This is a genomic window from Priestia sp. D51, assembly GCF_053345675.1.
This window is the reverse complement of sequence record NZ_JBLTIR010000004.1, coordinates 89,130-110,016: the sequence shown is the minus strand read 5'-3', so window position 1 is coordinate 110,016 and position 20,887 is coordinate 89,130. Positions and strand designations below refer to the sequence as shown.

25 protein-coding genes are annotated in these 20,887 nt (G+C 37.7%); 17 read left to right on the top strand and 8 right to left on the bottom strand.

Annotation, left to right across the window (positions count from 1 at the left end; genetic code table 11):
• The first annotated feature begins 80 nt into the window (after positions 1-80).
• The 4 genes from proB (at position 81) to ACNHOZ_RS17275 (ending at position 3,521) form a co-directional block, all read left to right on the top strand.
• Positions 81-1,187: a glutamate 5-kinase gene (proB, locus tag ACNHOZ_RS17290; protein WP_028413398.1), complete on the top strand. Its 1,107-nt coding sequence runs from the start codon at positions 81-83 to the stop codon at positions 1,185-1,187.
• Between the two features lie 114 nt (positions 1,188-1,301).
• Positions 1,302-2,564 (top strand): glutamate-5-semialdehyde dehydrogenase, encoded by a 1,263-nt coding sequence (locus tag ACNHOZ_RS17285; RefSeq protein ID WP_168760751.1) that lies wholly within the window; start codon positions 1,302-1,304, stop codon positions 2,562-2,564.
• A gap of 358 nt (positions 2,565-2,922) precedes the next feature.
• Positions 2,923-3,120: a cold-shock protein gene (locus ACNHOZ_RS17280; RefSeq protein WP_013056990.1), complete on the top strand. Its 198-nt coding sequence runs from the start codon at positions 2,923-2,925 to the stop codon at positions 3,118-3,120.
• 38 nt (positions 3,121-3,158) lie between these two features.
• Positions 3,159-3,521: a VOC family protein gene (locus tag ACNHOZ_RS17275; RefSeq protein WP_013056991.1), complete on the top strand. Its 363-nt coding sequence runs from the start codon at positions 3,159-3,161 to the stop codon at positions 3,519-3,521.
• Positions 3,522-3,543: 22 nt separating this feature from the next.
• Here the strand turns inward: ACNHOZ_RS17275 and ACNHOZ_RS17270 are convergent, their stop codons facing one another.
• Positions 3,544-4,149 carry an RraA family protein gene (locus tag ACNHOZ_RS17270; protein WP_243494618.1) on the bottom strand — a complete coding sequence of 202 codons (606 nt, stop codon included), beginning with the start codon at positions 4,147-4,149 and terminating at the stop codon, positions 3,544-3,546.
• 441 nt (positions 4,150-4,590) lie between these two features.
• Here ACNHOZ_RS17270 and ACNHOZ_RS17265 point away from each other — a divergent pair, with 441 nt between their 5' ends.
• The 3 genes from ACNHOZ_RS17265 (at position 4,591) to ACNHOZ_RS17255 (ending at position 6,090) form a co-directional block, all read left to right on the top strand.
• Positions 4,591-5,100 (top strand): DUF3189 family protein, encoded by a 510-nt coding sequence (locus tag ACNHOZ_RS17265; protein ID WP_043982658.1) that lies wholly within the window; start codon positions 4,591-4,593, stop codon positions 5,098-5,100.
• A 247-nt stretch (positions 5,101-5,347) separates the two neighbouring features.
• Positions 5,348-5,803, top strand: coding sequence for a hypothetical protein (locus ACNHOZ_RS17260; protein WP_028413394.1), 456 nt, complete (start codon positions 5,348-5,350; stop codon positions 5,801-5,803).
• Complete coding sequence (locus ACNHOZ_RS17255; RefSeq protein WP_014460159.1) at positions 5,791-6,090, top strand: YxcD family protein; 300 nt, start codon at positions 5,791-5,793, stop codon at positions 6,088-6,090. Before ACNHOZ_RS17260 ends, ACNHOZ_RS17255 begins: the two co-directional genes overlap by 13 nt.
• A gap of 45 nt (positions 6,091-6,135) precedes the next feature.
• Here ACNHOZ_RS17255 and ACNHOZ_RS17250 read toward each other — a convergent pair whose 3' ends face one another.
• Complete coding sequence (locus tag ACNHOZ_RS17250; protein ID WP_048020971.1) at positions 6,136-8,307, bottom strand: MMPL family transporter; 2,172 nt, start codon at positions 8,305-8,307, stop codon at positions 6,136-6,138.
• Between the two features lie 207 nt (positions 8,308-8,514).
• On the opposite strand from ACNHOZ_RS17250, the gene ACNHOZ_RS17245 reads away from it, so the two are divergent.
• The 3 genes from ACNHOZ_RS17245 to ACNHOZ_RS17235 all read left to right on the top strand — a co-directional run bounded on the left by ACNHOZ_RS17245 (position 8,515) and on the right by ACNHOZ_RS17235 (position 10,751).
• Complete coding sequence (locus ACNHOZ_RS17245) at positions 8,515-9,375, top strand: dimethylarginine dimethylaminohydrolase family protein (RefSeq protein WP_048020969.1); 861 nt, start codon at positions 8,515-8,517, stop codon at positions 9,373-9,375.
• A gap of 134 nt (positions 9,376-9,509) precedes the next feature.
• Positions 9,510-9,713, top strand: coding sequence for an alpha/beta-type small acid-soluble spore protein (locus tag ACNHOZ_RS17240; RefSeq protein ID WP_013056997.1), 204 nt, complete (start codon positions 9,510-9,512; stop codon positions 9,711-9,713).
• Between the two features lie 189 nt (positions 9,714-9,902).
• The gene (locus ACNHOZ_RS17235; RefSeq protein ID WP_033578946.1) at positions 9,903-10,751 is read left to right on the top strand and encodes a YihY/virulence factor BrkB family protein; all 849 of its coding nucleotides are present in this window, start codon (positions 9,903-9,905) and stop codon (positions 10,749-10,751) included.
• Between the two features lie 33 nt (positions 10,752-10,784).
• Here ACNHOZ_RS17235 and ACNHOZ_RS17230 read toward each other — a convergent pair whose 3' ends face one another.
• Positions 10,785-11,060, bottom strand: coding sequence for a hypothetical protein (locus tag ACNHOZ_RS17230; RefSeq protein WP_034266052.1), 276 nt, complete (start codon positions 11,058-11,060; stop codon positions 10,785-10,787).
• A 200-nt stretch (positions 11,061-11,260) separates the two neighbouring features.
• Here ACNHOZ_RS17230 and ACNHOZ_RS17225 point away from each other — a divergent pair, with 200 nt between their 5' ends.
• Together ACNHOZ_RS17225 and ACNHOZ_RS17220 are read left to right on the top strand one after the other, a co-directional pair.
• Positions 11,261-12,193 (top strand): alpha/beta hydrolase, encoded by a 933-nt coding sequence (locus ACNHOZ_RS17225; RefSeq protein WP_048020968.1) that lies wholly within the window; start codon positions 11,261-11,263, stop codon positions 12,191-12,193.
• Between the two features lie 201 nt (positions 12,194-12,394).
• A complete protein-coding gene (locus ACNHOZ_RS17220; protein ID WP_255900841.1) occupies positions 12,395-13,288 on the top strand; it encodes a helix-turn-helix domain-containing protein in 894 nt (297 codons plus the stop codon).
• Positions 13,289-13,301: 13 nt separating this feature from the next.
• Here ACNHOZ_RS17220 and ACNHOZ_RS17215 read toward each other — a convergent pair whose 3' ends face one another.
• From ACNHOZ_RS17215 to ACNHOZ_RS17205, 3 genes are all read right to left on the bottom strand, one after another.
• Positions 13,302-13,529, bottom strand: coding sequence for a hypothetical protein (locus tag ACNHOZ_RS17215; RefSeq protein WP_080754422.1), 228 nt, complete (start codon positions 13,527-13,529; stop codon positions 13,302-13,304).
• 127 nt (positions 13,530-13,656) lie between these two features.
• Positions 13,657-14,190, bottom strand: a complete 534-nt coding sequence (locus ACNHOZ_RS17210) for a PIN domain-containing protein (protein WP_047750993.1) — start codon at positions 14,188-14,190, stop codon at positions 13,657-13,659.
• A gap of 7 nt (positions 14,191-14,197) precedes the next feature.
• Positions 14,198-14,554: a hypothetical protein gene (locus ACNHOZ_RS17205; RefSeq protein WP_447697256.1), complete on the bottom strand. Its 357-nt coding sequence runs from the start codon at positions 14,552-14,554 to the stop codon at positions 14,198-14,200.
• A gap of 430 nt (positions 14,555-14,984) precedes the next feature.
• On the opposite strand from ACNHOZ_RS17205, the gene ACNHOZ_RS17200 reads away from it, so the two are divergent.
• On the top strand, positions 14,985-15,962 hold the full coding sequence (locus tag ACNHOZ_RS17200; RefSeq protein WP_028413383.1) for a ring-cleaving dioxygenase: 978 nt from the start codon (positions 14,985-14,987) through the stop codon (positions 15,960-15,962).
• A gap of 98 nt (positions 15,963-16,060) precedes the next feature.
• Here the strand turns inward: ACNHOZ_RS17200 and ACNHOZ_RS17195 are convergent, their stop codons facing one another.
• Complete coding sequence (locus tag ACNHOZ_RS17195) at positions 16,061-16,567, bottom strand: PCYCGC motif-containing (lipo)protein (RefSeq protein WP_028413382.1); 507 nt, start codon at positions 16,565-16,567, stop codon at positions 16,061-16,063.
• Between the two features lie 234 nt (positions 16,568-16,801).
• Between ACNHOZ_RS17195 and ACNHOZ_RS17190 the strand changes: the two genes are divergently transcribed.
• The 4 genes from ACNHOZ_RS17190 (at position 16,802) to ACNHOZ_RS17175 (ending at position 20,029) form a co-directional block, all read left to right on the top strand.
• Positions 16,802-17,653 carry an STAS domain-containing protein gene (locus ACNHOZ_RS17190; RefSeq protein WP_255900845.1) on the top strand — a complete coding sequence of 284 codons (852 nt, stop codon included), beginning with the start codon at positions 16,802-16,804 and terminating at the stop codon, positions 17,651-17,653.
• Between the two features lie 292 nt (positions 17,654-17,945).
• Positions 17,946-18,143: a DUF3311 domain-containing protein gene (locus ACNHOZ_RS17185; RefSeq protein ID WP_013083119.1), complete on the top strand. Its 198-nt coding sequence runs from the start codon at positions 17,946-17,948 to the stop codon at positions 18,141-18,143.
• Positions 18,143-19,636, top strand: a complete 1,494-nt coding sequence (locus tag ACNHOZ_RS17180) for a sodium:solute symporter family protein (protein ID WP_255900847.1) — start codon at positions 18,143-18,145, stop codon at positions 19,634-19,636. The genes ACNHOZ_RS17185 and ACNHOZ_RS17180 overlap by 1 nt, the downstream gene beginning before the upstream one ends.
• Before the next feature lie 225 nt (positions 19,637-19,861).
• Positions 19,862-20,029 (top strand): Fur-regulated basic protein FbpA, encoded by a 168-nt coding sequence (locus tag ACNHOZ_RS17175; protein ID WP_080754423.1) that lies wholly within the window; start codon positions 19,862-19,864, stop codon positions 20,027-20,029.
• A 235-nt stretch (positions 20,030-20,264) separates the two neighbouring features.
• Here ACNHOZ_RS17175 and ACNHOZ_RS17170 read toward each other — a convergent pair whose 3' ends face one another.
• On the bottom strand, positions 20,265-20,858 hold the full coding sequence (locus ACNHOZ_RS17170; protein ID WP_028413378.1) for an exonuclease domain-containing protein: 594 nt from the start codon (positions 20,856-20,858) through the stop codon (positions 20,265-20,267).
• Between the last annotated feature and the right edge of the window lie 29 nt (positions 20,859-20,887).

Below are 20,887 nucleotides of genomic sequence, written 5' to 3'. Positions count from 1 at the left end.
CTTACCTTCTTCGTGAATTCCTCACCACAAAAAAATAATCATAAACAAGAAAACATACAGAACACACTAGGAGTGATTTGATGAGTCCCGACAATAAGAAGCGGGTTGTAATTAAAATTGGAAGTAGTTCATTAACAAGTTCACACGGTGAAATCAGCAGACGGAAGCTCGAGCGCCTTGTGGATCAAGTCGTAGACTTAAAAGATAGCGGTCATGAAGTGCTATTGGTTTCATCAGGAGCTGTAGCTGCAGGATACCGCAAGCTTGGCTGCTTAGAGCGACCTAGCTCTTTACCTGAAAAACAAGCAGCTGCCTCAATTGGTCAAGGACTGTTAATGGAGGCTTATTCAGAACTGTTTCTATCACATGGATACGTTGCTTCTCAAATCTTAATTACGAGAGACGATTTTTCAGACGAAAATCGTTACAACAATGCACGAAATACAATTAATGTGCTGTTAGAACGTGGTATCGTACCAATTGTCAATGAAAACGACACGGTAACCATCAATCGATTAAAATTTGGCGACAATGATACACTTTCAGCTAAAGTTGCTGGACTAGTGGATTCCGACCTGCTTATTATTTTATCGGATATCGATGGCTTATACAGCGCAGACCCTCGTCAGGATCCAAATGCAAAATTAGTTCCTCACGTAGGGGAAATCACGCAAGACATCGAAGAATCTGCAGGAGATTCAGGAAGTTCAGTTGGAACAGGCGGCATGCGCTCGAAAATTGACGCGTTCAAAATCGCTATGGCGTCAGGAATTCCAGCATTTTTAGGAAGAGCTGGCGTGCCAAACATTTTAACACAAGCGGTTGACGGGGATGCAACAGGAACGTATTTTGAATCTGAAGATGATTCTGCGAACCTTAATCAGAAAAAGCAGTGGATTGCGTTTAACTCTGGTCCTGAAGGGGAAATAGTAGTCGAAGATGCCGCGAAACGTGCAATTATTGAAGATAAAGAGCCTTTACTTCGCGAGCATGTTAAATATATTAAAGGCCACTTTAGTGAACGAGCAGTTGTACGTATTCTAGATAAAGATGACAATGAGCTGGCTCTTGGCGTGACAAATTATTCATCTGATGAACTTGCACTGAATGAGCCAATTGATCAACCGATTGTTGACAGCGAAGGTCTAGTGTGTCACTTAGAAATTCCAGTACCGGTCGGTTTGTAAGCAAACATGCTGTAAAGAAAAGGAGCCCTTCCTTTTCTTTGCATGATTGCATTTACCTCTTATGCCTCACACTTTAAAATCAAACAAAACTAAAACGAATCCAGGAGTGATTTGGTGTTACAAACAAACGAAACGTATTCAGTAGAAGAACAAGCTATTTTAGCAAAAAAAGCAGCTAAGCAATTAAGTTTACTAACAACAAAGCAAAAGAACGATGCTCTGTTAACGATTGCTTCTACACTTGAAAGCAACACGGAGTATATTTTAAAAGCAAATGAAGTAGACTTGAAAAACGGGAAAGAAAAAGGTTTTGACGAAGCGCTTATGGACCGCCTTGCTCTTTCAGCGGAACGTGTAAAAGAATTTGCAAACGGCCTTCGTGAAGTTGCTGAGCTAGATGATCCAACAGGCGATATTTTATCAAGCTGGACATTGGATAACGGTCTAGATGTAAAGCAAGTACGGGTGCCTCTTGGCGTGATCGGAATGATTTATGAAGCACGTCCAAACGTAACGGTAGATGCAACAGGGCTAGCGTTGAAATCTGGAAATGCTATTGTGTTAAAAGGCGGCTCTTCAGCTATTTCATCTAACCAAGCTATCGTGGACATTATTCATAAAGCTCTTGATGAAACGCCAATTCCTAAAGAAGCGGTACAGTTTATTTCAAGTACAGATCGTGCGGCTACGCAAGAATTATTTACAATGAAAGAGCATATTGACGTGCTGATTCCACGCGGAGGGGCTTCATTGATTCAAGCGGTCGTCAATAACGCAACCGTTCCCGTGTTAGAAACGGGAGTCGGAAACTGTCATATTTACATCGATGAAAAAGCTGACGTTAAGAAGGCCATTCCGATTTTGATTAACGCAAAAACAGATCGACCAGCAGTGTGTAACGCAGCAGAAACGGTTCTTGTGCACAAAAACTGGCTCGATTCTCATAAAGATGAATTGATTCAAACATTCAACGATCATAGTATTGAAGTATATGGTGACAAAGCGACAGTAGGTGAAATTCCTGGAGCAAAACCAGCGGCTGAAAAAGACTGGGCTGAAGAGTATTTGCGCTTAGCGATTGCGATGAAAGTAGTAGAAAGTGTGGATGAAGCGATTGACCATATTGAAACATATGGAACAAAACACTCCGAAGCCATCATTTCAGAAGATGAACAAGCCGTTTCACGCTTTATGTCATTAGTTGATGCAGCCGCACTGTATCATAATGCATCTACGCGCTTTACTGACGGAGGAGCTTTAGGATTTGGAGCTGAAATTGGGATTTCAACTCAAAAGCTTCATGCACGTGGTCCAATGGGACTTCCTGCACTTACGACAATTAAATATATTATGAGTGGAAACGGACAAACTCGATAAGAAATCAAAAGCGAGCCTAATCATTTGCTCGCTTTTTTTTTATGAAAAGCAAAACAAGTAAATGGAAGCTGATTTGTAAAAAATTATAAACTCTGTTATAATAGTAAAATATATAATTTTTGTGATCTTCATTTTTGTTCTTTTCAGACTATCCCGTTGTTTTAAGAAAAGCAACTGCTATCTGCTTTGTTATAACTTCATTTTTATTTTAGTCTTTCAAGACGCCGTATTATTCCTCAAAGATTGATTTACGGATGTATAGTATCACTTTATCTTGCACCATTTACCGCATTTACACGCTAAGTTAATCTTCATTTATTATCCACTTAAAAAGTACTGTTTAAAGGAGACGATGTGTATGTATAATCGTAAAAATTTAGAGCCGGCTGTTATTGAAGAAACAAAAGTTTGGGAATGTACATCAGATACGTGTAATTGTTGGGTTCGAGATAACTTTAAAAGCGGAGATCAGCCAACTTGTCCAATTTGCAAAAGCGAAATGAAGCAAGCTGTAAAAGAGCTGCAGGTTATTCATAATCCTAGAGTCATTGATTAATAACTTTTAGGAAGACGTTTTTTGAAAGGGGTTTGTGGATGTTTCTGGGAATTGATCATGTTCAGCTTCTTGGTCCAGAAGGATGCGAGCAAGAAGCAAGAAATTTTTATGAAAATCTTTTAGGAATGAAAACTGTTCTTAAGCCGGAAAATTTAAGGCACAGAGGCGGCATATGGTTTCAATGTGGGACTCAAGAAGTGCATATCAGTATTCAAGATGACTACATACCTGCTAAAAAAGCGCATCCAGCTTTTGTCGTGGAAGATATCAAGACGCTTAGACGTAAATTGGCACATTCGGGCTGCGTTCTTTCTGAAGAAGAGCCTATTGCAGGGAGAGAGCGTTTTTTTGTCCATGACCCGTTTGGAAATCGATTAGAATTTTTACAATATGACAAATAAAAGACCTCCAAGCGGAGGTCTTTTATTTTAGGGCGTTATCTAAATACGTATATACCGTTTCTTTGCTAATTAAGACTTCATTTTCTCTGTCTTTATCTTTTTGCCATTTTTCCCGTGCTTTTGCTAATACTTCTTCGGCTTCCTCCTTAGGAATGACAATGACTCCACCGTCGTCACCTGCAATAAAATCGCCAGGACGAACCTTCACGCCTCCGCAGGAAATGATCTCGTTTACCTTTCCTTTTTCTTTTTTACTGCTTGCTGCAATGGTAGATCCCTTACAAAATACGGGGAAATCGAGCTTTTCGATGTCTTCTTGATCTCGTATAACCCCATCTAGTACAATACCGCTTATTCCAACAAGCTTCGCCATGGCTACTACGAAATCTCCTGCTAAGGCACGGTTACAGTAGCTTTTACCATCAATAACGAGCACACTTCCCGGCTCCGCTAGTCGAATCGCTTCAAGCACTGAGTAATTATTGCCAGCAGGCGTATCTACGGTAAGAGCCGGCCCAAATAGTTTGTAATGACGCTGCAAGGGCTTAATAGAAAAGTCTAAGTGGTTGGCACCTTCCATTGCATCTGATAAATTTGCTGTTGATAATGGGAGCTGTTCATTCAACATCATATCTCTCCTTTGTAACTTTAGTTTATCTATACATATTCATATAAGAGAAAGCTCTTATTTATGAAAGGGGGAGTATATAATATAAAGTATTGAAGACGAATTAACTACAAACGTGCAATGTTAGAAGCTTTCAGAGACAAATTTCATCCATTCATTAAATCTTTTTCCTATATGTTATTCGTTATATAAGTATATAGATCCTTTAATGTTACTGTTTGAATGTCTCTATTTCCAAGAATTTCTTGAATCTTTTTAAACTTCAACCAAGAGGGAAGTAGTTGTGGGAAGCAAAGAATGGAGTGTAACAATTGTATTCCAGGATGTTTTTTGTACAGGTTTTAATAGGGAAAGAACAGAATTTCTTCTGGAAATCTAAGAATGGAGCAGAGAAATTTTGATTATAATGAAAGGAGAGTTAGTTATTTAGGAGATGACAAGATGATTTATATTTATAACTGCTACGGAGGCACACATTCATCAGCATTGGCAGCTGCTTACCATCTGAAAAAGCTCCCTGCTAATAGAGAACCAACTGATAAAGAAATATTAAATATTGATGTTTTTAATAAATTGACTTCTAAGGATATGGGGAAGTTAATTTTTCATGGATATGATGAAGAAAAAAATGAAGTATATACATTAGGGAGAGGGTCTTCAAAAGTAGTAGTTCCTGCTATGTATGAGTTAGCCAATTTGCTAAATAAAAAAGGAGAATTACAAACGAAAATACTTTTTTCCAATACATCTCCCACCGTACCTTTATCTATGACACTAGGAGGTTTGTTTTCAAGAAGGTTAAAGATTAATGTAATAGGTGTTCCTTTATTAATAATAGGTGCTAAGCAGGCCCATAAAGACATTATTAAATTAGTGGAGCAAACAAAGAATTCTGCAAAAGTCACTACCTCAAAAATAGAAATTTTAGATAATGTTTTCGGCGAAGTGTAAAATAAGCTATATATAATAAAGATGAAGGACCTTTGTTAGTTTTATGAATGCCTTTGATTTATACTTAACTGATGTTATATAAGCACGAAATACGTGCAAATGTTTAATCCTGTGAACATTTAATGGAGCTTTATGCATTTTTATATAAAAAAGTGAAACCTTTTGGTATGATGAAACGTAGGAACATATATGGAAATCATATATGAAAAAACATATGTGACGTTAGTCATTTAGTGGAGGGAAAGCAATGGTAAAAAAATTATTGGCCGCATTTATCGCATTAGCGGTTGTGTTTTCACCAATCGGTGGATCACTTATTCATGACGGTTCAAACGTAGCAAGTGCAAAAGGGTATAAATCAGGAAAGCGCTCTTTTGACAGCGGAAGCAATAACCAATCAAGCTTATTTAAAAACAATAACAGTAATTCGGTTAAGCAAAACAATACGTCTAAAAACTCATCATCTAAAAGTACAGCGGCTGGTTCAAAGCGCGGCGGCTTAATGAAAGGTCTTTTAATGGGAGGAATTGCGGGCTTATTATTTGGAAGCTTATTATCTAGCTTAGGACCATTAGGCCCAATTTTAGGCTTTATGGTAAATATGCTTGTGATTGTAGCTTTAATTCTTCTTGTAGTAAAGTTATTCCAAAGCGTACGTAGCAACAAGCGTAAAAATGAGGAAGTGAAATCTTGGAGACAATAAAAATTTCTGAACAAGATATTATCAATGCGATGTGTTTGTATATCGCAGAAAAAAAACAAGTTCAGCCTCAAGAAGTAGAGATTGAGCTAATGTATGATGATGACTACGGTTTTTCAGCAGAGTCATACGTGCATGATCGTAAACAGGTTCATATTACTTTGAACATTATCGAAGCCCTGCGCTATTGGCTGGATACGGAAATGAACGTAGACCCATACGCAGCAGGACTAGAACTGGAATTAGACGATGAAGAAGGCATTATCGCTTTTGCTAAATTAAGTCGATAAAGAAATCTTCAATGAAAAACCCGCTCAAGTGAGCGGGTTTTTTTATTATGATTTTACCTGTTCGTTGGAACTGGACTTATCGCTTTTTTTAGTGAAAAACCACCAGTTGGCATCTCCAAGCAATTTCATAAGAGAAGGGACAAGAAGCATTCTGACAATCGTTGCATCGATAAATATAGCTAAAGCAATTCCTACACCCATTTGTTTAACAGGCGTTACGTCTGTAAAAGCAAAGGCTCCTGTAATGACAATCATGATTAAAGCAGCGCTCGTAATGATTTTACTAGTGGAAGCTAGGCCTTCTACCGTTGCTACATTGTTATCCTTCGTTTGATGATACACTTCGTGAATGCGTGAAATCAAAAAGACTTCGTAGTCCATGCTAAGCCCAAATACAAGGCCGAAAACAAAGACCGGCAGCACTAAAGCGATATTGGATTGGGTAAGACCTAAATGTCCATTTTGAAACAGCCATACAAGTAAACCAAACGTAGCTGTTAAGCTTAAAATATTCATAATGATAGCTTTTAAAGGAATCAGGACGGAACGAAAAGCAATCATTAAAATGACATACGTTGAAAATAAAACAAGAGCCAGGCCATAAGGCGCCTTTTTATAAATTTCATCAAATATTTCTTGTTCGAATTTTGGATAGCCGCCAATATGAACGGTGAAAGGTGAACGTTTCTCTTTCCATTTTCGAACAAAATCTTTTGCTTGATCTGAATTTTGGTCTGTATCTAGCGTAGCTTTTATGAGCATATAATGTTCGTTAATAAACGAATCTACAGCTGGCTTTGTCTGCGCGCTTATCTGCGGGTTGTTCAGCATAGCTTGAAGCTGATCACTGGATTTTACGTTTAAAGCGGTAGAAATAGAATCAACTTGCTTAACTAACGAATCTTCTTTTAATTGTTTTATAAAAGTAAAGGCATTTGTTAAAGACTTTTCCTTCAGCATATCTTGCTTAGCTTCTAACACAAAATAAACGTCTGCCGCGTTTTTATTTATAAACGTATCGTTATACGTGTCAAAAGCTTGACGAGACTCGTATTTTGTTGGCAGTGCTTCTGAAGACGGTATTTCTAGATGCATGTCTCGAACGGGAATAAGTGCTACTAACAGAATAATAAGAGAAACAATCGTCATAGCTACAGGCTTTTTCATGACAAATGTAGCGAATGAACGCCACCTAGATTGACCGCCTTGTTCACTGATTTTTAAGATGCGTAAACGATTGATGCGTGTACCTAGTATAGCCAGTATGGAAGGAAGCAGCGTAAGAGCTGAAAACACAGCAATAAAAACAACAGCCATTCCTCCAAGAGCGACGTTTTGAAAAATATCAACTTGAATAAACAGCATTCCCGCTAATCCAATAAATACGCATAATCCGGAGAAGATGACTGAGCGTCCCGCTGTTTGAATGGTGATTTTGATTGCTTGCTCTACCGATTTTGTTTGAATTTCTTCTTTAAAGCGATTAATAAATAAAAGGGCAAAGTCAATACTAAGAGCTAATCCAATCATTGGAATCACGTTTAAAATGAAGATGGACAGCTCTGTGTACGGATGAAAGAAATAGACAACGCCCATGGTGGTAACGACGGTTACAATTCCTATCATAAGAGGGATTGCAGCGGCTACCACGCCACCAAAAGCTAGAAGAAGTACAACTAAAGCAACAGGAATGCCGATTGCTTCCGCTTTTGCTAAATCAGCTTGGCTTGCTGTATTCATATCTTTTTCAATAATAGGACCACCGGTTAATTTTACACTCATTTCTTTTTCTTCAGATGAAAGAGTTCTGATCTTTTCCACTCGTTTATCCATCGTTCCATCATCGTGATTAAAGTGGATAATTCCATACGCTGTGCTTCCTTTTATCATCTTGTTAGAAGCCGTTGGTATATCAACTTTCGACGCGTCTGATTTGTCTTTTGCTTTTTGCATATACTGAGCGATGGTTTGCTGGAATTTCGAGTCAGAAACTCCGTCTTTTTTTTCAAACAAAACGATGATCTGAGCTTCGCTAACATCAAATTTATTAACTAAAAGCTGCTCGGTATCCTTATACATTCCTTTCATTTCAAATCCGTTTCCTCCTAGCACAGAAGGAAGCTTAGCCGCATAAAAGCCAAATCCGACAATTAGGATGACCCACAGTAGTAATAAAATTTTTCTGCCCGCATATAATGCGTTCGCTATTTTATTCATATTAACCTCCAATTTTTTGTACAGTTACTAGACTATTTTATACTAACAGTTATTGTAATTAGAAGAAGTATTGTGTTTTTTTGTTTTTTTTGCTTGAAAAAGCTTTTCAGATAGATGCGCAGGGGTGTTTCCTTAGCAAAATCGTGTTTATGTTTCACGCGATTTAGGGAACACTGTACATAAATGCACGAAGGGGGATTTAGAAAGATGCAAATGAAACAGCCAGCTAAAATGACGAATAGTTATGGGTGTAAAAATGAGTATGATACATTAAAACGTGTGGTCGTTTGTCCACCTACATATATGAAAATTGAAGAAATTATTAATGAAACACAAAAGCATTATGCGGACGAAAACATTGATGAGAGCTTAGCTTCAAAGCAGCACCGTCAATTTGTCGAATGTCTTCAAAAAGAAGGGATTGAAGTCATCGGACTATCTGCACAAGAGCCATTTCCAGAACAAGTATTTACACGGGATATTGGCTATACGCTCGGAGATACCGTTATTGTCACGAAAATGGGCAGCGAAATTCGAAGCGGAGAAGAACAAGTGCTAGCCGATTGGCTGCAGCAGCAAGGTATTCCTTTCCATCAGGTACCGGACCACTCCATTGAAGGTGGAGATGTGCTGATTGATGGACAAGCTATTTTTATTGCACTCAGCGACCGTACAAGTAAAGAAGGCGTGGAGCATATCCAAGAGCTGCTTCCAGCGTATGAGGTTGTTCCGATTCCTATTGATCGGTCTTATCTTCATCTTGATTGTGTGTTAAATATTTTATCACCTACAGAAGCGCTTGTATTTTCACCTGCTTTACATGAGAAAGAATTAAATTTACTTCGCATGAAATATGACTTAATTGAAGTAACAAAAGAAGAGCAGTTTACGATGGGAACCAATGTATTATCCATCGGTAATCAACGGGTGATCAGCTTGCCAATGAATACAGAAGTGAATGAAGAGTTAAGGAAACGAGGCTATAAAGTGATTGAAGTTGATATATCTGAAATTATTAAGTCCGGCGGTTCTTTCCGCTGCTGCACTATGCCTCTTGAACGAGTGTAAAAAGTGTAAAAAGCTTAAAAAGAAAAAAAGATCTCGGCGATAGCCAGGGATCTTTTTTTGAGGGATGTTGTATAAAATTTCAAGTGAAAGGAACATTAACCTATATAAGCTGTTGAAGGAAAGGAGTGATAAACATGGCAAATCGTAATCCTATTTTAGTTCAAGGTGCTGAACAGCTTCTTGATCAGTTAAAAACGGAAATCGCGGGAAGACTTAACGTTCAGCTTGGCGCTGAGCAAACGGCTCGTGCAAATGGTTCTGTTGGTGGAGAAATGACGAAGCATCTTGTTGCAATGGCGCAGCAGCAATTAAGCGGTGCACAAGGACACATTCGCTAGTCTGCTCTACATAAATACTTTGATGAAAAGTTCTGGCTCTTTTGAGCCGGAACTTTTTTTGTGTAGGAAACATCATTCTACTTTCTCATGGTCGCTTGATTTGAGATTTTGCTCGAAATTCTCCACTTTCAAGGTTGAAAAGTGCATAAAATGGGAAAAGAACAAAAAAAGAGAAAGTAGAGGTTTATCATGAAAAAGCTATTATCATTCGGAAAAAGTCTTGGTAAAGAAATTCAAGAAGATCAAGCAACGGGACTAGCGGCTGAGCAAGCCTATTATTATATGCTATCATTATTCCCTATGCTTATTTTACTGATATCGATTGTTCCGTATCTATCTATTAAACCGGCAGAGGCAATCGATCTTCTTCAAAGCGTTATGCCGGGAGAAACGGCTGCAATCTTTAAGGATAACGTAGCTCAATTTGTAAGCCAACCAAACGGCGGGTTACTGACTGTAGGGATTTTAGGAACCATTTGGTCCGCTTCAAACGGTATGAACGCCTTTATTCGTGCAATGAACCAAGCCTACGACGTGAAAGAACAGCGCTCGTTTATTAAAGTAAGAGGCTTGTCCATTCTTTTAACAATTGGATTAATTGTAACAATTGTTGTATCGCTTCTTTTACCAGTGTTCGGAGGGGTTTTGTTAAATTGGATAAGCGAGTGGTTTTCTCTTCCTTCAGGTACAACAGTGGTTTTAAATATTCTGCGCTGGATTGTTGGTGTCGGCATTATGGTACTTGTTTTATCCGTATTATACAGATTAGCGCCAAATAAAACATTTCCTTTTGCTCACGTATGGCCCGGAGCACTCGCTGCTACGCTGCTATGGCAGCTGACATCTTTAGGGTTCTCATTTTACGTAAGCAACTTTGGCAATTATTCTGCTACTTATGGAAGCTTAGGAGGCGTAATTGTTCTGATGCTTTGGCTATTTTTAACGGGGTTAATTCTCGTCATTGGAGGAGAGATTAATGCTATTTATCACCGAAACAAAACGGCTGCACCTCCTAAAGATACGTCTCAGGCGATGTAATAAAAAAGGAAACCTTTATAAAGGTTTCCTTTTTTAACGTTTAAAGCTATTCACAAGCTGTTTAAATGAGTTGGCTGTATATTTGACCGAATCTTTTTTGTACTGTATATCCGTTTTAATCGCTGCTTGTGTTACTTTTAAATGGTTTGTTTTTTCTTTAATATGATCAGTTTCGTTTTGAAGATGTTGAGAAGTGGCATTTACAGAATTCACAGTTGGCTTGATTTTTTTATTAAATGATACGCCTGCGTAAATAAGATACGCAAGTGATGCCAAAACAACAGCTAAGCTTATATAAACAATAATCATCATTGTGCCTCCTTTGTACGTATTTATATTTATATAGGTGAGAATAAAATATATACGAATATCATCCTCTTTATTTAATTGTTATACCCATTTTTAATTAAAACAAACAAAAGCCTGCCGAGAAGACAATATATTGGATTTTTTCTGAAATTTCATTCATCATTACATATAGAGTTACCTTGAAAGGAGAGAGAAGAAGAATGCCGTTAGATCCGCATATTCAAATATTTCTAAATCAATATAACGAAATGCCCCGTCCTTCTTTAGAGGACGTTACACCCCTGCAGCTTAGGGAAATGGAAAAGATGTCTTTAACTCCTTCCAAAGAAGCAGTTAAAAAAGTATATAATGAAGAAATCCAATTAAATGAACGTACCCTCACTATACGAGTGTATGAGCCTGAAGGAACAGGGCCATTTCCCGCTCTTGTTTATTATCACGGAGGAGGCTGGGTATTAGGAAGCCTGGATACTCATGACTCCATATGCAGGTCGTATGCAAATGAAACAAACTGTATTGTAGTGTCTGTTGATTACCGCCTTGCTCCTGAGAGTAAATTTCCCGCTGCGGTGAACGATGCCTATGACGCCTTGGAGTGGATTTCAGCTCACGCGTCTCAATTAAATATCGATTCAAACAAAATTGCCGTTGGAGGAGATAGTGCCGGTGCCAACCTTGCTGCGGTTGTAAGCATTTTAGCAAAACAAGGACAAGGTCCATCCATTGTTCATCAGCTGCTTATTTATCCGTCTGTAGGATTTAAAAATCAGCATCCTGCCTCTATGAAAGAAAATGCCGAAGGATACCTTCTTTCAAAAGATCTTATGGATTGGTTTCGCCTTCAGTACTTAAATAATAAAGAAGAAGAGCAGCATCCCTATAATGCTCCGGTATTACTAGAAGATTTATCGAGTCTACCAAGCGCTACCATTATTACAGCACAGTACGACCCTCTAAGAGATAGCGGAAAAGACTACGCGGACGCATTAAAAAATCATGGTGTTCCCGTCACCTACGAAAATTATGAAACGATGATTCACGGATTTTTAGGGTTTCATGAATTTGTCCCACTTGCTCAGCAGGCGATCAATAAAAGCGCAGCTCAACTGCGTCAAGTATTTGATTCTATTTAAGTTGAAAAGATGTACAGTGTCACAAATCATATGAACTTGAGGGAAACAGCACATGGATGTGCTGTTTTTCTTTATTGATAGGTAGAAAAGATTGACAAGAATTTCAAAAAATAGCCCATTATCTCTTTTAAAGTCATTTTATTTGGAGTATAGTAGAAAAGTAGGATAAAAACATTTATTTACATTAAGTAAGGTGATTTTTTGAATGATAAAAAACAAGTAGGTCAGCTGATTCAAGATCTGCGAAAGATTGCGGAAATGACAACTGTCGAGTTATCAGAAGGAATTTGTACAGAAGAAGAGCTACATCGATTTGAGCAAGGTGAAATTCATGCAAGCAGTGAAGTTCTCTATCATTTATCGAAACGCTTAGGGGTTCCGATGAATTATTTCTTTGAAGCAGGAGAACTAACGCCCAACGATTATTCAAAAGAAATTAAATCGACCATTAGGCATTATATACGAAAACGCGATTATGAAACCGTGTTACATATGGTGGATAAAGAAAAAGATAATCCTATGTTTCAAGATCCTTTTCACGCACAATTTTTCCTATGGCACGAAGCCATATGTGATTATTATATTGGAAATAAATTTGAACAAGCGCTTCGTAAATTGGAAAAAGCCATTGCGTTCACGCGTACGAGCGAACAGTTTTATTCAGAGAAAGAGATTGCTATTTTAAATAGTATTGCCATTATTTACGAAGAAGAAGGTCATTTAAAAAAAGCGTTCAGTACGTTTATGGAAGGATTGCAGCATATTGCTTTGCTTCCTAAGTTAAAAGATCCTCTTGTCAAAATTCGAATTTTATATGGATTATCACATGCGCTTTTGCAAATGGAACGTTATGAAAAGTCGGTTAAATATGCACAAGCAGGACTAGAGCTGTGTATTCAGCATGAGACGCTTTATTTATTAGGAGAACTGCACTATCAAATTGGAGAAGCACTCTGTCAGCTTGGTGAGCTTAAAGAAGGAATAGCTTACCTAGAAAAAGCTATTACTGTTTTTGAAATTGAGCAAAATGAAGCGTTTGTGGCCATTATTAAAGAAGAGATGTCTAAATATCAAGAAACAAAAAAGAAGAGCTGACAGCTCTTTTTTTTTATCTCCAATACACTGGGTGTGGGTAAAACGGACGAGGACGAGGGTAAAAGTAAGGGGGGTGGTAATAAATAGGACGTGGGTAAGGGTAAGGATAAAATGGACGTGGGCGAGGATATGGATAATAACCATAAGGGAATCTTTCTTCAGTTTCCTGGGGATTGGAATAATAATCATAGCCATATTGATACTCTTCTAAAGGTTGTTCCGGGTAATATGGGTAATTCACTCTTTTCACCGCCTAAATTTTTATGCTTTTTACTGTATTCAATATAGAAAGAATTGGAGTATGTACCCATCAAACTTTTAATTTGAAAAAGGCGGGAGACAAGGAGTATTTTAAAAGCAAAAACAAATTAACTTTCCTTCTCGTTTTCTTGTAAGTTATCAGCACCGGGAAGGTTGGGAGGTTCAAAGCTTTTAATAAAAGAAGCGTAAGCAATCGTGTCTTTAATAGGATTTACATAAGATAATGGTTGACCTCGGTAGCTGAAATTAAATGTAATCCAAGCAAAATCTTTATTATTGTTGGAAATTAGTTTTGCATTATGTATAAAAGCAGATGCGGCAATCATCGCATCCGGGCCTTTAATTTTTTTATTTGATTCTATTTTGGCTTTTCTGCGAATTTGAGCTGCTAGCTGTGCAATTTCACTTGTAACGTCCACAATCTTATCGGTCATATCGTAAATATAATGATTTTTTACTGCTTTGACTTGAGGATTTGTTTCTACTTCCCAATGCGACAGAAGTTCCATTTGTACAACAGTAGGCATTAAAAATTCCGTATTATTTGAAATAAGTTCATTAATATATTCCACAACTTCTGGATAATTAAGCGCATGTGAAGCCCAAATGTTTGTATCAATGATTACTTTTTCACCCAACACAAATCGTTCACTCCTCTCTACTAGCCATTCGCACGAGCTCTTCTAACCCAAAAGGTGAGTAAAGAGCCGCGGATTCTGAAAGCTGATTGCTTAATAGAAGCTTTTCGTATTTAGTTAATCTAGTTTTGGCAGATTTTATGAGCCTTTCTTGTGTGCCGTTTACCACTTGATCTTTTTTATCATACGTGCGTAGAACTTTATGTTGAGGTTTGTATTTAAGATTTTTCTTCTGTATAGGGGATGAGGAAGGTGGTTGCGGTGAGGGTTTTGTGTAAATTTTTCCATTTATTTTTATTTTGAAGTGCTTCTGAACTTCCTTGCTGTACGTTCCTTTTTTGTCATCTACCAAGCGCTGTGCTTTCATGATATCCCTGCCTTTTATATAAATTTATATAGTATATGTGATGAAGTTTTTTCTTACTATTCCTTTTATATAAAAAGATTAAAAAAGTTAGCTGCCGGGAGTTATTGAATTAATTGATGTTTGCCTGTTGGGTGATGATCTCAGCCAATACCGGACAAAGGTTTAAAAACATGATATCGTGTAAGAGAAATAAATTAGTATAGGTTAGAGAAGGAACTAGGCAACAATACGGTGTTTTATTACCGATTTGGTCCGTCCTCATTTATGAGATTTTGCTAAAATGTAAAAACCTACATATTTCCTTCCGAGATCATCCATACTTTATTGACAAAGGAAAATTAATCATGGTATATTATCTTTAATTAAAGATATTTAAATTAAAGATAAATAACGAATGATAAACTAGACGATTTATCCGGAGGAATGTAGAATGAACCACTTAAAAGGAATACACCACGTAACGGCTATTACGAGCAGCGCAGAAAAGAATTATGAATTTTTCACATATGTGTTAGGCATGCGCTTAGTAAAAAAAACGGTCAATCAAGATGATATTCAAACGTATCATTTGTTTTTCGCAGATGATAAAGGCAGTGCCGGAACGGACATGACTTTTTTTGATTTTCCAGGAATTCCAAAAGGTTCTCACGGAACAAATGAAATTTCAAAAACATCTTTCCGCGTTCCAAATGATGAGGCTTTAGACTATTGGGTAAAGCGCTTTGATCGCTTAGAAGTGAAGCATACGGGGATTCAAGAGCTATTTGGGAAAAAGACGCTTTCGTTTGTTGATTTTGATGATCAGCAGTATCAGTTAATTTCCGATGAAGGAAATCAAGGAGTTGAATCAGGCACTCCTTGGCAAAAAGGTCCTGTACCTCTTCAATACGCTATTACGGGACTCGGTCCTATCTTTATTCGTATCGCCGAGTTTAATTACTTTAAAGAAATGATGGAAAAAGTCCTTTTATTTAAAGAGATTGCTCAAGAAGGAAATCTCCACCTATTTGAAGTAGGAGAAGGGGGAAACGGTGCGCAAGTAGTAGTCGAACACAACGAAAAACTTCCGCAGGCTCAGCAAGGTTTTGGAACGGTTCATCACGTTGCTTTTCGCGTAGAAAATCGACAGGCTCTTGAAGAATGGATTAACCGAATGCCAAGCTTCGGTTTCCATACGTCTGGTTATGTGAATCGTCACTTCTTTGAATCGTTGTATGCAAGAGTGGCTCCGCAAATTTTATTTGAATTTGCGACAGATGGACCAGGATTTATGGGAGATGAACCTTACGAAACGCTCGGAGAAAAATTATCACTTCCTCCATTTTTAGAGCCAAAACGTGCAGAAATTGAGAAGCTCGTGCGTCCGATTGATACAGTAAGAAGTACAAAAGAGTTTGTGAAAGAATAGTACACAAAAAACGCTCAAATAGCTATTTGAGTGTTTTTTGATGTTTTCTACTTTTACATATATCTGTCGCGAATGTTTACTTGAACAATGCCAATGTTCTACAAGGAAGGAGTAGGAGTGGGTTGTGCATAGCCTTCCTTATATTTTTCATCGATGTCTTTGCGAATATCTTTTATTGATTTGCCTCGGTTATAGTCGAGCATAGCTTTAGCTGCAATTTCTATACACAATCCGCATTTTGTTCCATGATCATCCCAGACAACTGCTCCATTTCTTTTGTTTTTAAAAATAAAGCAGTCATAGCTATTTTTGTGATTCGCTTCCATGCCACATCCACAGTAGCAAGGGATTTTTTCAAGTAGTTCACGATTTTTAGCAACGGATAGATAAACTAGCTTCATGTCTTTAGGCTGGTTCTTCAAAAACTGTGGTAAAACATCTGCTCCTGGAGTCTCTTCGCGAATATCAGCAACTGCAGCTTTATGATGTTCATGACCTGAATGTGCAGAAGAGTTTGTAGCAGAAGAAGTTGTTGTATTGTTTGAGCAAGCTGATAATCCAATACTTGTAGCGAGAAGCCCCAACAAAATAATTGATTTTTTCAATACAATTAACATCCTTTCATGTCAAAATAAATGATAGTTTCATCATACACGGCAGTTTATCTATGTAGATAATCAAATACCTGCTTGTTTATATCTAATTCTCTATAAGTATGCAGAGCGGTTATCGTGTATGATAGAGATGGACGAGGAAAAAACATGAAGCATGAATTTCTCATAAGGTGCGTTTTGTAAGTGATTGTACAGAAGGAGAAAGTGAACGGAGGTTAAACAGTAGTGAGCGAACAAAATCAACGTCTTTTTGAATATATTTTAGAGAATTCAGCCTCTATCAGTGAAGAATGGCTGCGCCAAAGAAGTAATATTAAAGGATCGATTTACTCAAAGGACGCAGATGCTTCAGTTGAGAAAAAGCTGCGTGAGCAGCATCTTTATACGATCGAAACAATTGCGAGCGGCTTTCTTGACGATCAAAAGATTTTTAAACAACGTATGGTGAAATGGACGACGGAAGTAGTAAACAGCAGAATTAAATTTGATACGCCGATTTACGAGGTAGTAGAAGCGCTAAGCAAAACAAGAAAAATTATTTGGACGTATGTCAAAACATATAGCCTGATACATTCATCTATTACAAAAGAAGATATACTGTCTTGGAGCGAAGTTTATCATACAACATTTGATAAACTCCTTAATGAATTCTCCGAACAGTATTATAAAATCACAAGGCAAAAAATAAGTCTTCAGCAAGAGCTAATCGACGAAACGAGTTTTCCTGTCATTCCAATTGTAAATCACATCGCGGTCTTGCCTTTAGTAGGGCTTATTGATGAAATCAAAGGTGATTCTATTATCGAGGTTGTTCCAAAAAAGTGTGCAGAAAAACATATAAGGCATCTAGTCATTGACTTATCGGGTGTAAATTATGTAGACACGTATGTTGCTCACAAATTTTTTGATTTGATTAACATTTTGCAGCTGCTAGGCATCCATGCGATTATGTCAGGAGTGAATCCTGACATGGCTCAGACGGCTGTTAATGTAGGAATCAGTTTTAATAAAATTGAAACGTTTGGACATTTAAAACAAGCTCTCTCTTCGCTTGGTGTAAAGAAAAAAGAAGAATAAAGTATAGAAATGCTAAATCGAAACGGAACTGAGACCTTTACTCTGAGTTCCGTTTCTTTTTGTTTGTCTATATTCTGCTGCATTCAAAATCTTGTAAGCATGCCTTACAAACTCCTTTTCACATGGGGACAAATGGAAGATACTAAGGAACAAATAAACGGCGGTTTTCTATGCCAAACGTCTCGTTTAGCTCAAGAATGGAGGTGTAAAGAGAAGAATAAGAGAAGTACATAATGAGATAGTTAAAGTGTTAGATAAGTACTGATAAGCCGTGTGATTAAGGAGGAGTTCTATGAAAATAATTTATCTTCTTTGCCTGCTTCCGTTTGTAGGAATATTAGGTTTATTGCCTTTTGTTAACAAAGTGACGCCGTTTATTTTAGGGATGCCTTTTTTTCTTTTTTGGATTGTTATGTGGGTAATCCTTACGTCTTTTATTATGGGCATTGTGTACAAGCTCGATCCTGCTGTTAAAGGAGGAGATAAATAATGAATACTGCTCTGATTATTATTTTTGGCTTTTTACTTTTAGCTATTTATCTTGGAATTCGAGCTACGCGGGGCAAAAAAATGGATTTAGAACAGTGGAGCGTAGGCGGCAGAGGTTTTGGAACTGTTTTTGTCTTCTTTTTGATGGCGGGTGAAATCTATACTACTTTTACGTTTCTAGGAGGAAGCGCTTGGGCATATGGAAAAGGAGGACCAGCGTTTTATATTTTAGCCTATATTTCTTTAGCGTACGTGTTAGGGTATTGGATTGGCCCGCAAATATGGCGATATGCGAAGCAGCATAAGCTTATGTCTCAGCCGGATTTTTTTGTTTCAAAATACAACAGCCCGTTTCTCGGCATCGTTGTTTCATGCGCAGGGGTGCTGGCAATTGTTCCTTATATTATTTTACAATTCAAAGGCCTAGGCATTATTGTATCTGAAGCTTCTTATGGGTCTATCTCTTCAACTGCAGCCATTTGGATTGGAGCCATATCATTAACGGTTTACTTAATGATATCAGGCATACATGGCTCCGCGTGGACGGCTATTGTGAAAGATATTATGATTTTTATTGTTGTCTTATTTTTAGGAATATATATGCCAATTCATTACTACGGAGGCTTACAGCCGATGTTTGAGGCTGTGCATCAAGCAAATCCAACGTTTCTTACTCTTCCCAAGACAGGTCTAAGTATTTCGTGGTTTATTTCTACAGTCATGCTGACCGTATTAGGATTTTACATGTGGCCGCATACGTTTAATGCAACGTATTCAGCTGAAAACGAGAATGTATTTCGAAAGAATTCTATTATAAGTCCTATTTATACGTTAATGCTGCTTTTTGTCTTTTTTGTAGGGTTCACTGCTCTTATGCAGGTACCTGGACTACAAGGTGCAGAAGCGGACTTGTCACTGCTTCGTCTTTCCATTCAAACATTTGACCCGTGGATTGTCGGCTTTATTGGCGCAGCCGGTTTATTAACAGCACTTGTACCTGGATCGATGCTCTTGATGGCAGCTTCTACGTCACTATCTAAAAACGTTTACGGCGTGCTTGTTCCCTCAGCGACGGGCAAACAAATTTCGATACTGGCTAAATGCTTCGTACCAGTCATTGCGCTTGTTTCAGTCTATTTTACACTTCATGGAGGGAATACAATTGTAACGCTTTTACTAATGGGCTACAGCATTGTGACGCAGCTGTTTCCTGCTTTTATTTTTAGTTTAATGAAAAACAATATCGTGACTAAATACGGGGCGTGTGCAGGTATTGTTGCCGGCATTGCGTCTGTGATGTATATAACGATTACTGAAACAACGCTTGGCACGTTGTTTCCTGCGTTGCCACAAATCATTAAAGATACAAATGTCGGCGTCATTTCTTTATTTATTAATTTAGTTGTATTAATGGTGGTTAGTTTAGCAACAAAAAAAATCGCCGCACAGCCGCATTTTGAAAGCGGGGCAGTAGATGGCAAACAGATTTTATGAAAATCTTTTTCCAATTGCGTTTTAAGAACATCATGAAGGGTATAAAAGTAGTGCATCACCAAAATGTTCAATATGGCTGCAAGACGTAAGCAGCCTTCTCGATAAAATGTAACGATTGCGTTGTTTTTAAACATAGGTAACGAGTGTGAAAAACAACAAGACGTATGCCACAAGCGGTGTACGTCTTTTCTATGAAAGATATTCACCTAAAAAGGAGATGATAACATGACATCTGAAAAAGCATTTGAGCAAAAGAAAGATCTTTTAATGAATCAAATTATTGAATCGGGTTACTTTAAAGCAGAAGACGGGAGACATTTGTACGAATTGAATTTAAGTGAACTAGAACAAACGCATCACGACCTTCAAAGCCAAAAGGTAAGAGAAGTATAATTTGAATCTTCTAGATTATTAGCAATTCAGCTGATTTCGTATATGTCTGTAAACACCAGCTGTTCAGTTTGTTCCTCCGCGATTTTTTGGTTTGAAAGCAGGCACTTTTCTTTTTCTTCCGGTGCGTTTACAACCTCGCTGTTTACAACCATATTCCTCAAACATATAACTCAACACTTAAGAAATAGGCAAATAAAAATAAAAAAAGCGCAGAAGCTGCGCTTTTTTTGTTGAGTTAAAAACGAGTGGAAGCCGCTGTTTTTTTAGGTTTGCTCATTGCTTTTTTTAATACTTCAGAAAAATAGGGCTCTCCGCTAGGATTTTGCTGTCTTAGTAAGTCAATGGTTCCTTTCACGTCATCCATAGCTCTGTGAGCGTTCTCTCTCTCAATCTTATGATGGTCAAGAAGTGTTGTTAGTTTTTTATTAGGAAAGCCGTACTCTTTCCATTTGACAGCACGCATAGAGCAGTGCCATTTTTGGTTAAATAAAGATGGATACCGTTTTAAAAGAAAACTGCGATCGAAAGAAGCATTATGAGCGATGATAGCCGAAACGCTAGTTAACAGCGATTCCACTTTTTTATCGTCTAATGTTTTATTTTTGACCATCTCATTTGTAATTCCCGTTAAGTTTGTAATATACGGGAAAATGGGAGTTGAAGGCATATTAAATTCTTCATATTCTTCTACAATGTCGATTATTTCTCCGGTAGAAGAATCATAAGAAACAACAGCAATTGCCAGTTCGATAATATCGCATGTTTGAGCACTTAAGCCCGTTGTTTCAACATCTAAAACGGCTGCTAATTTCACTTGTTCAGTTGACAACTCGTCGCCCTCCCTTTCTATTTATCATT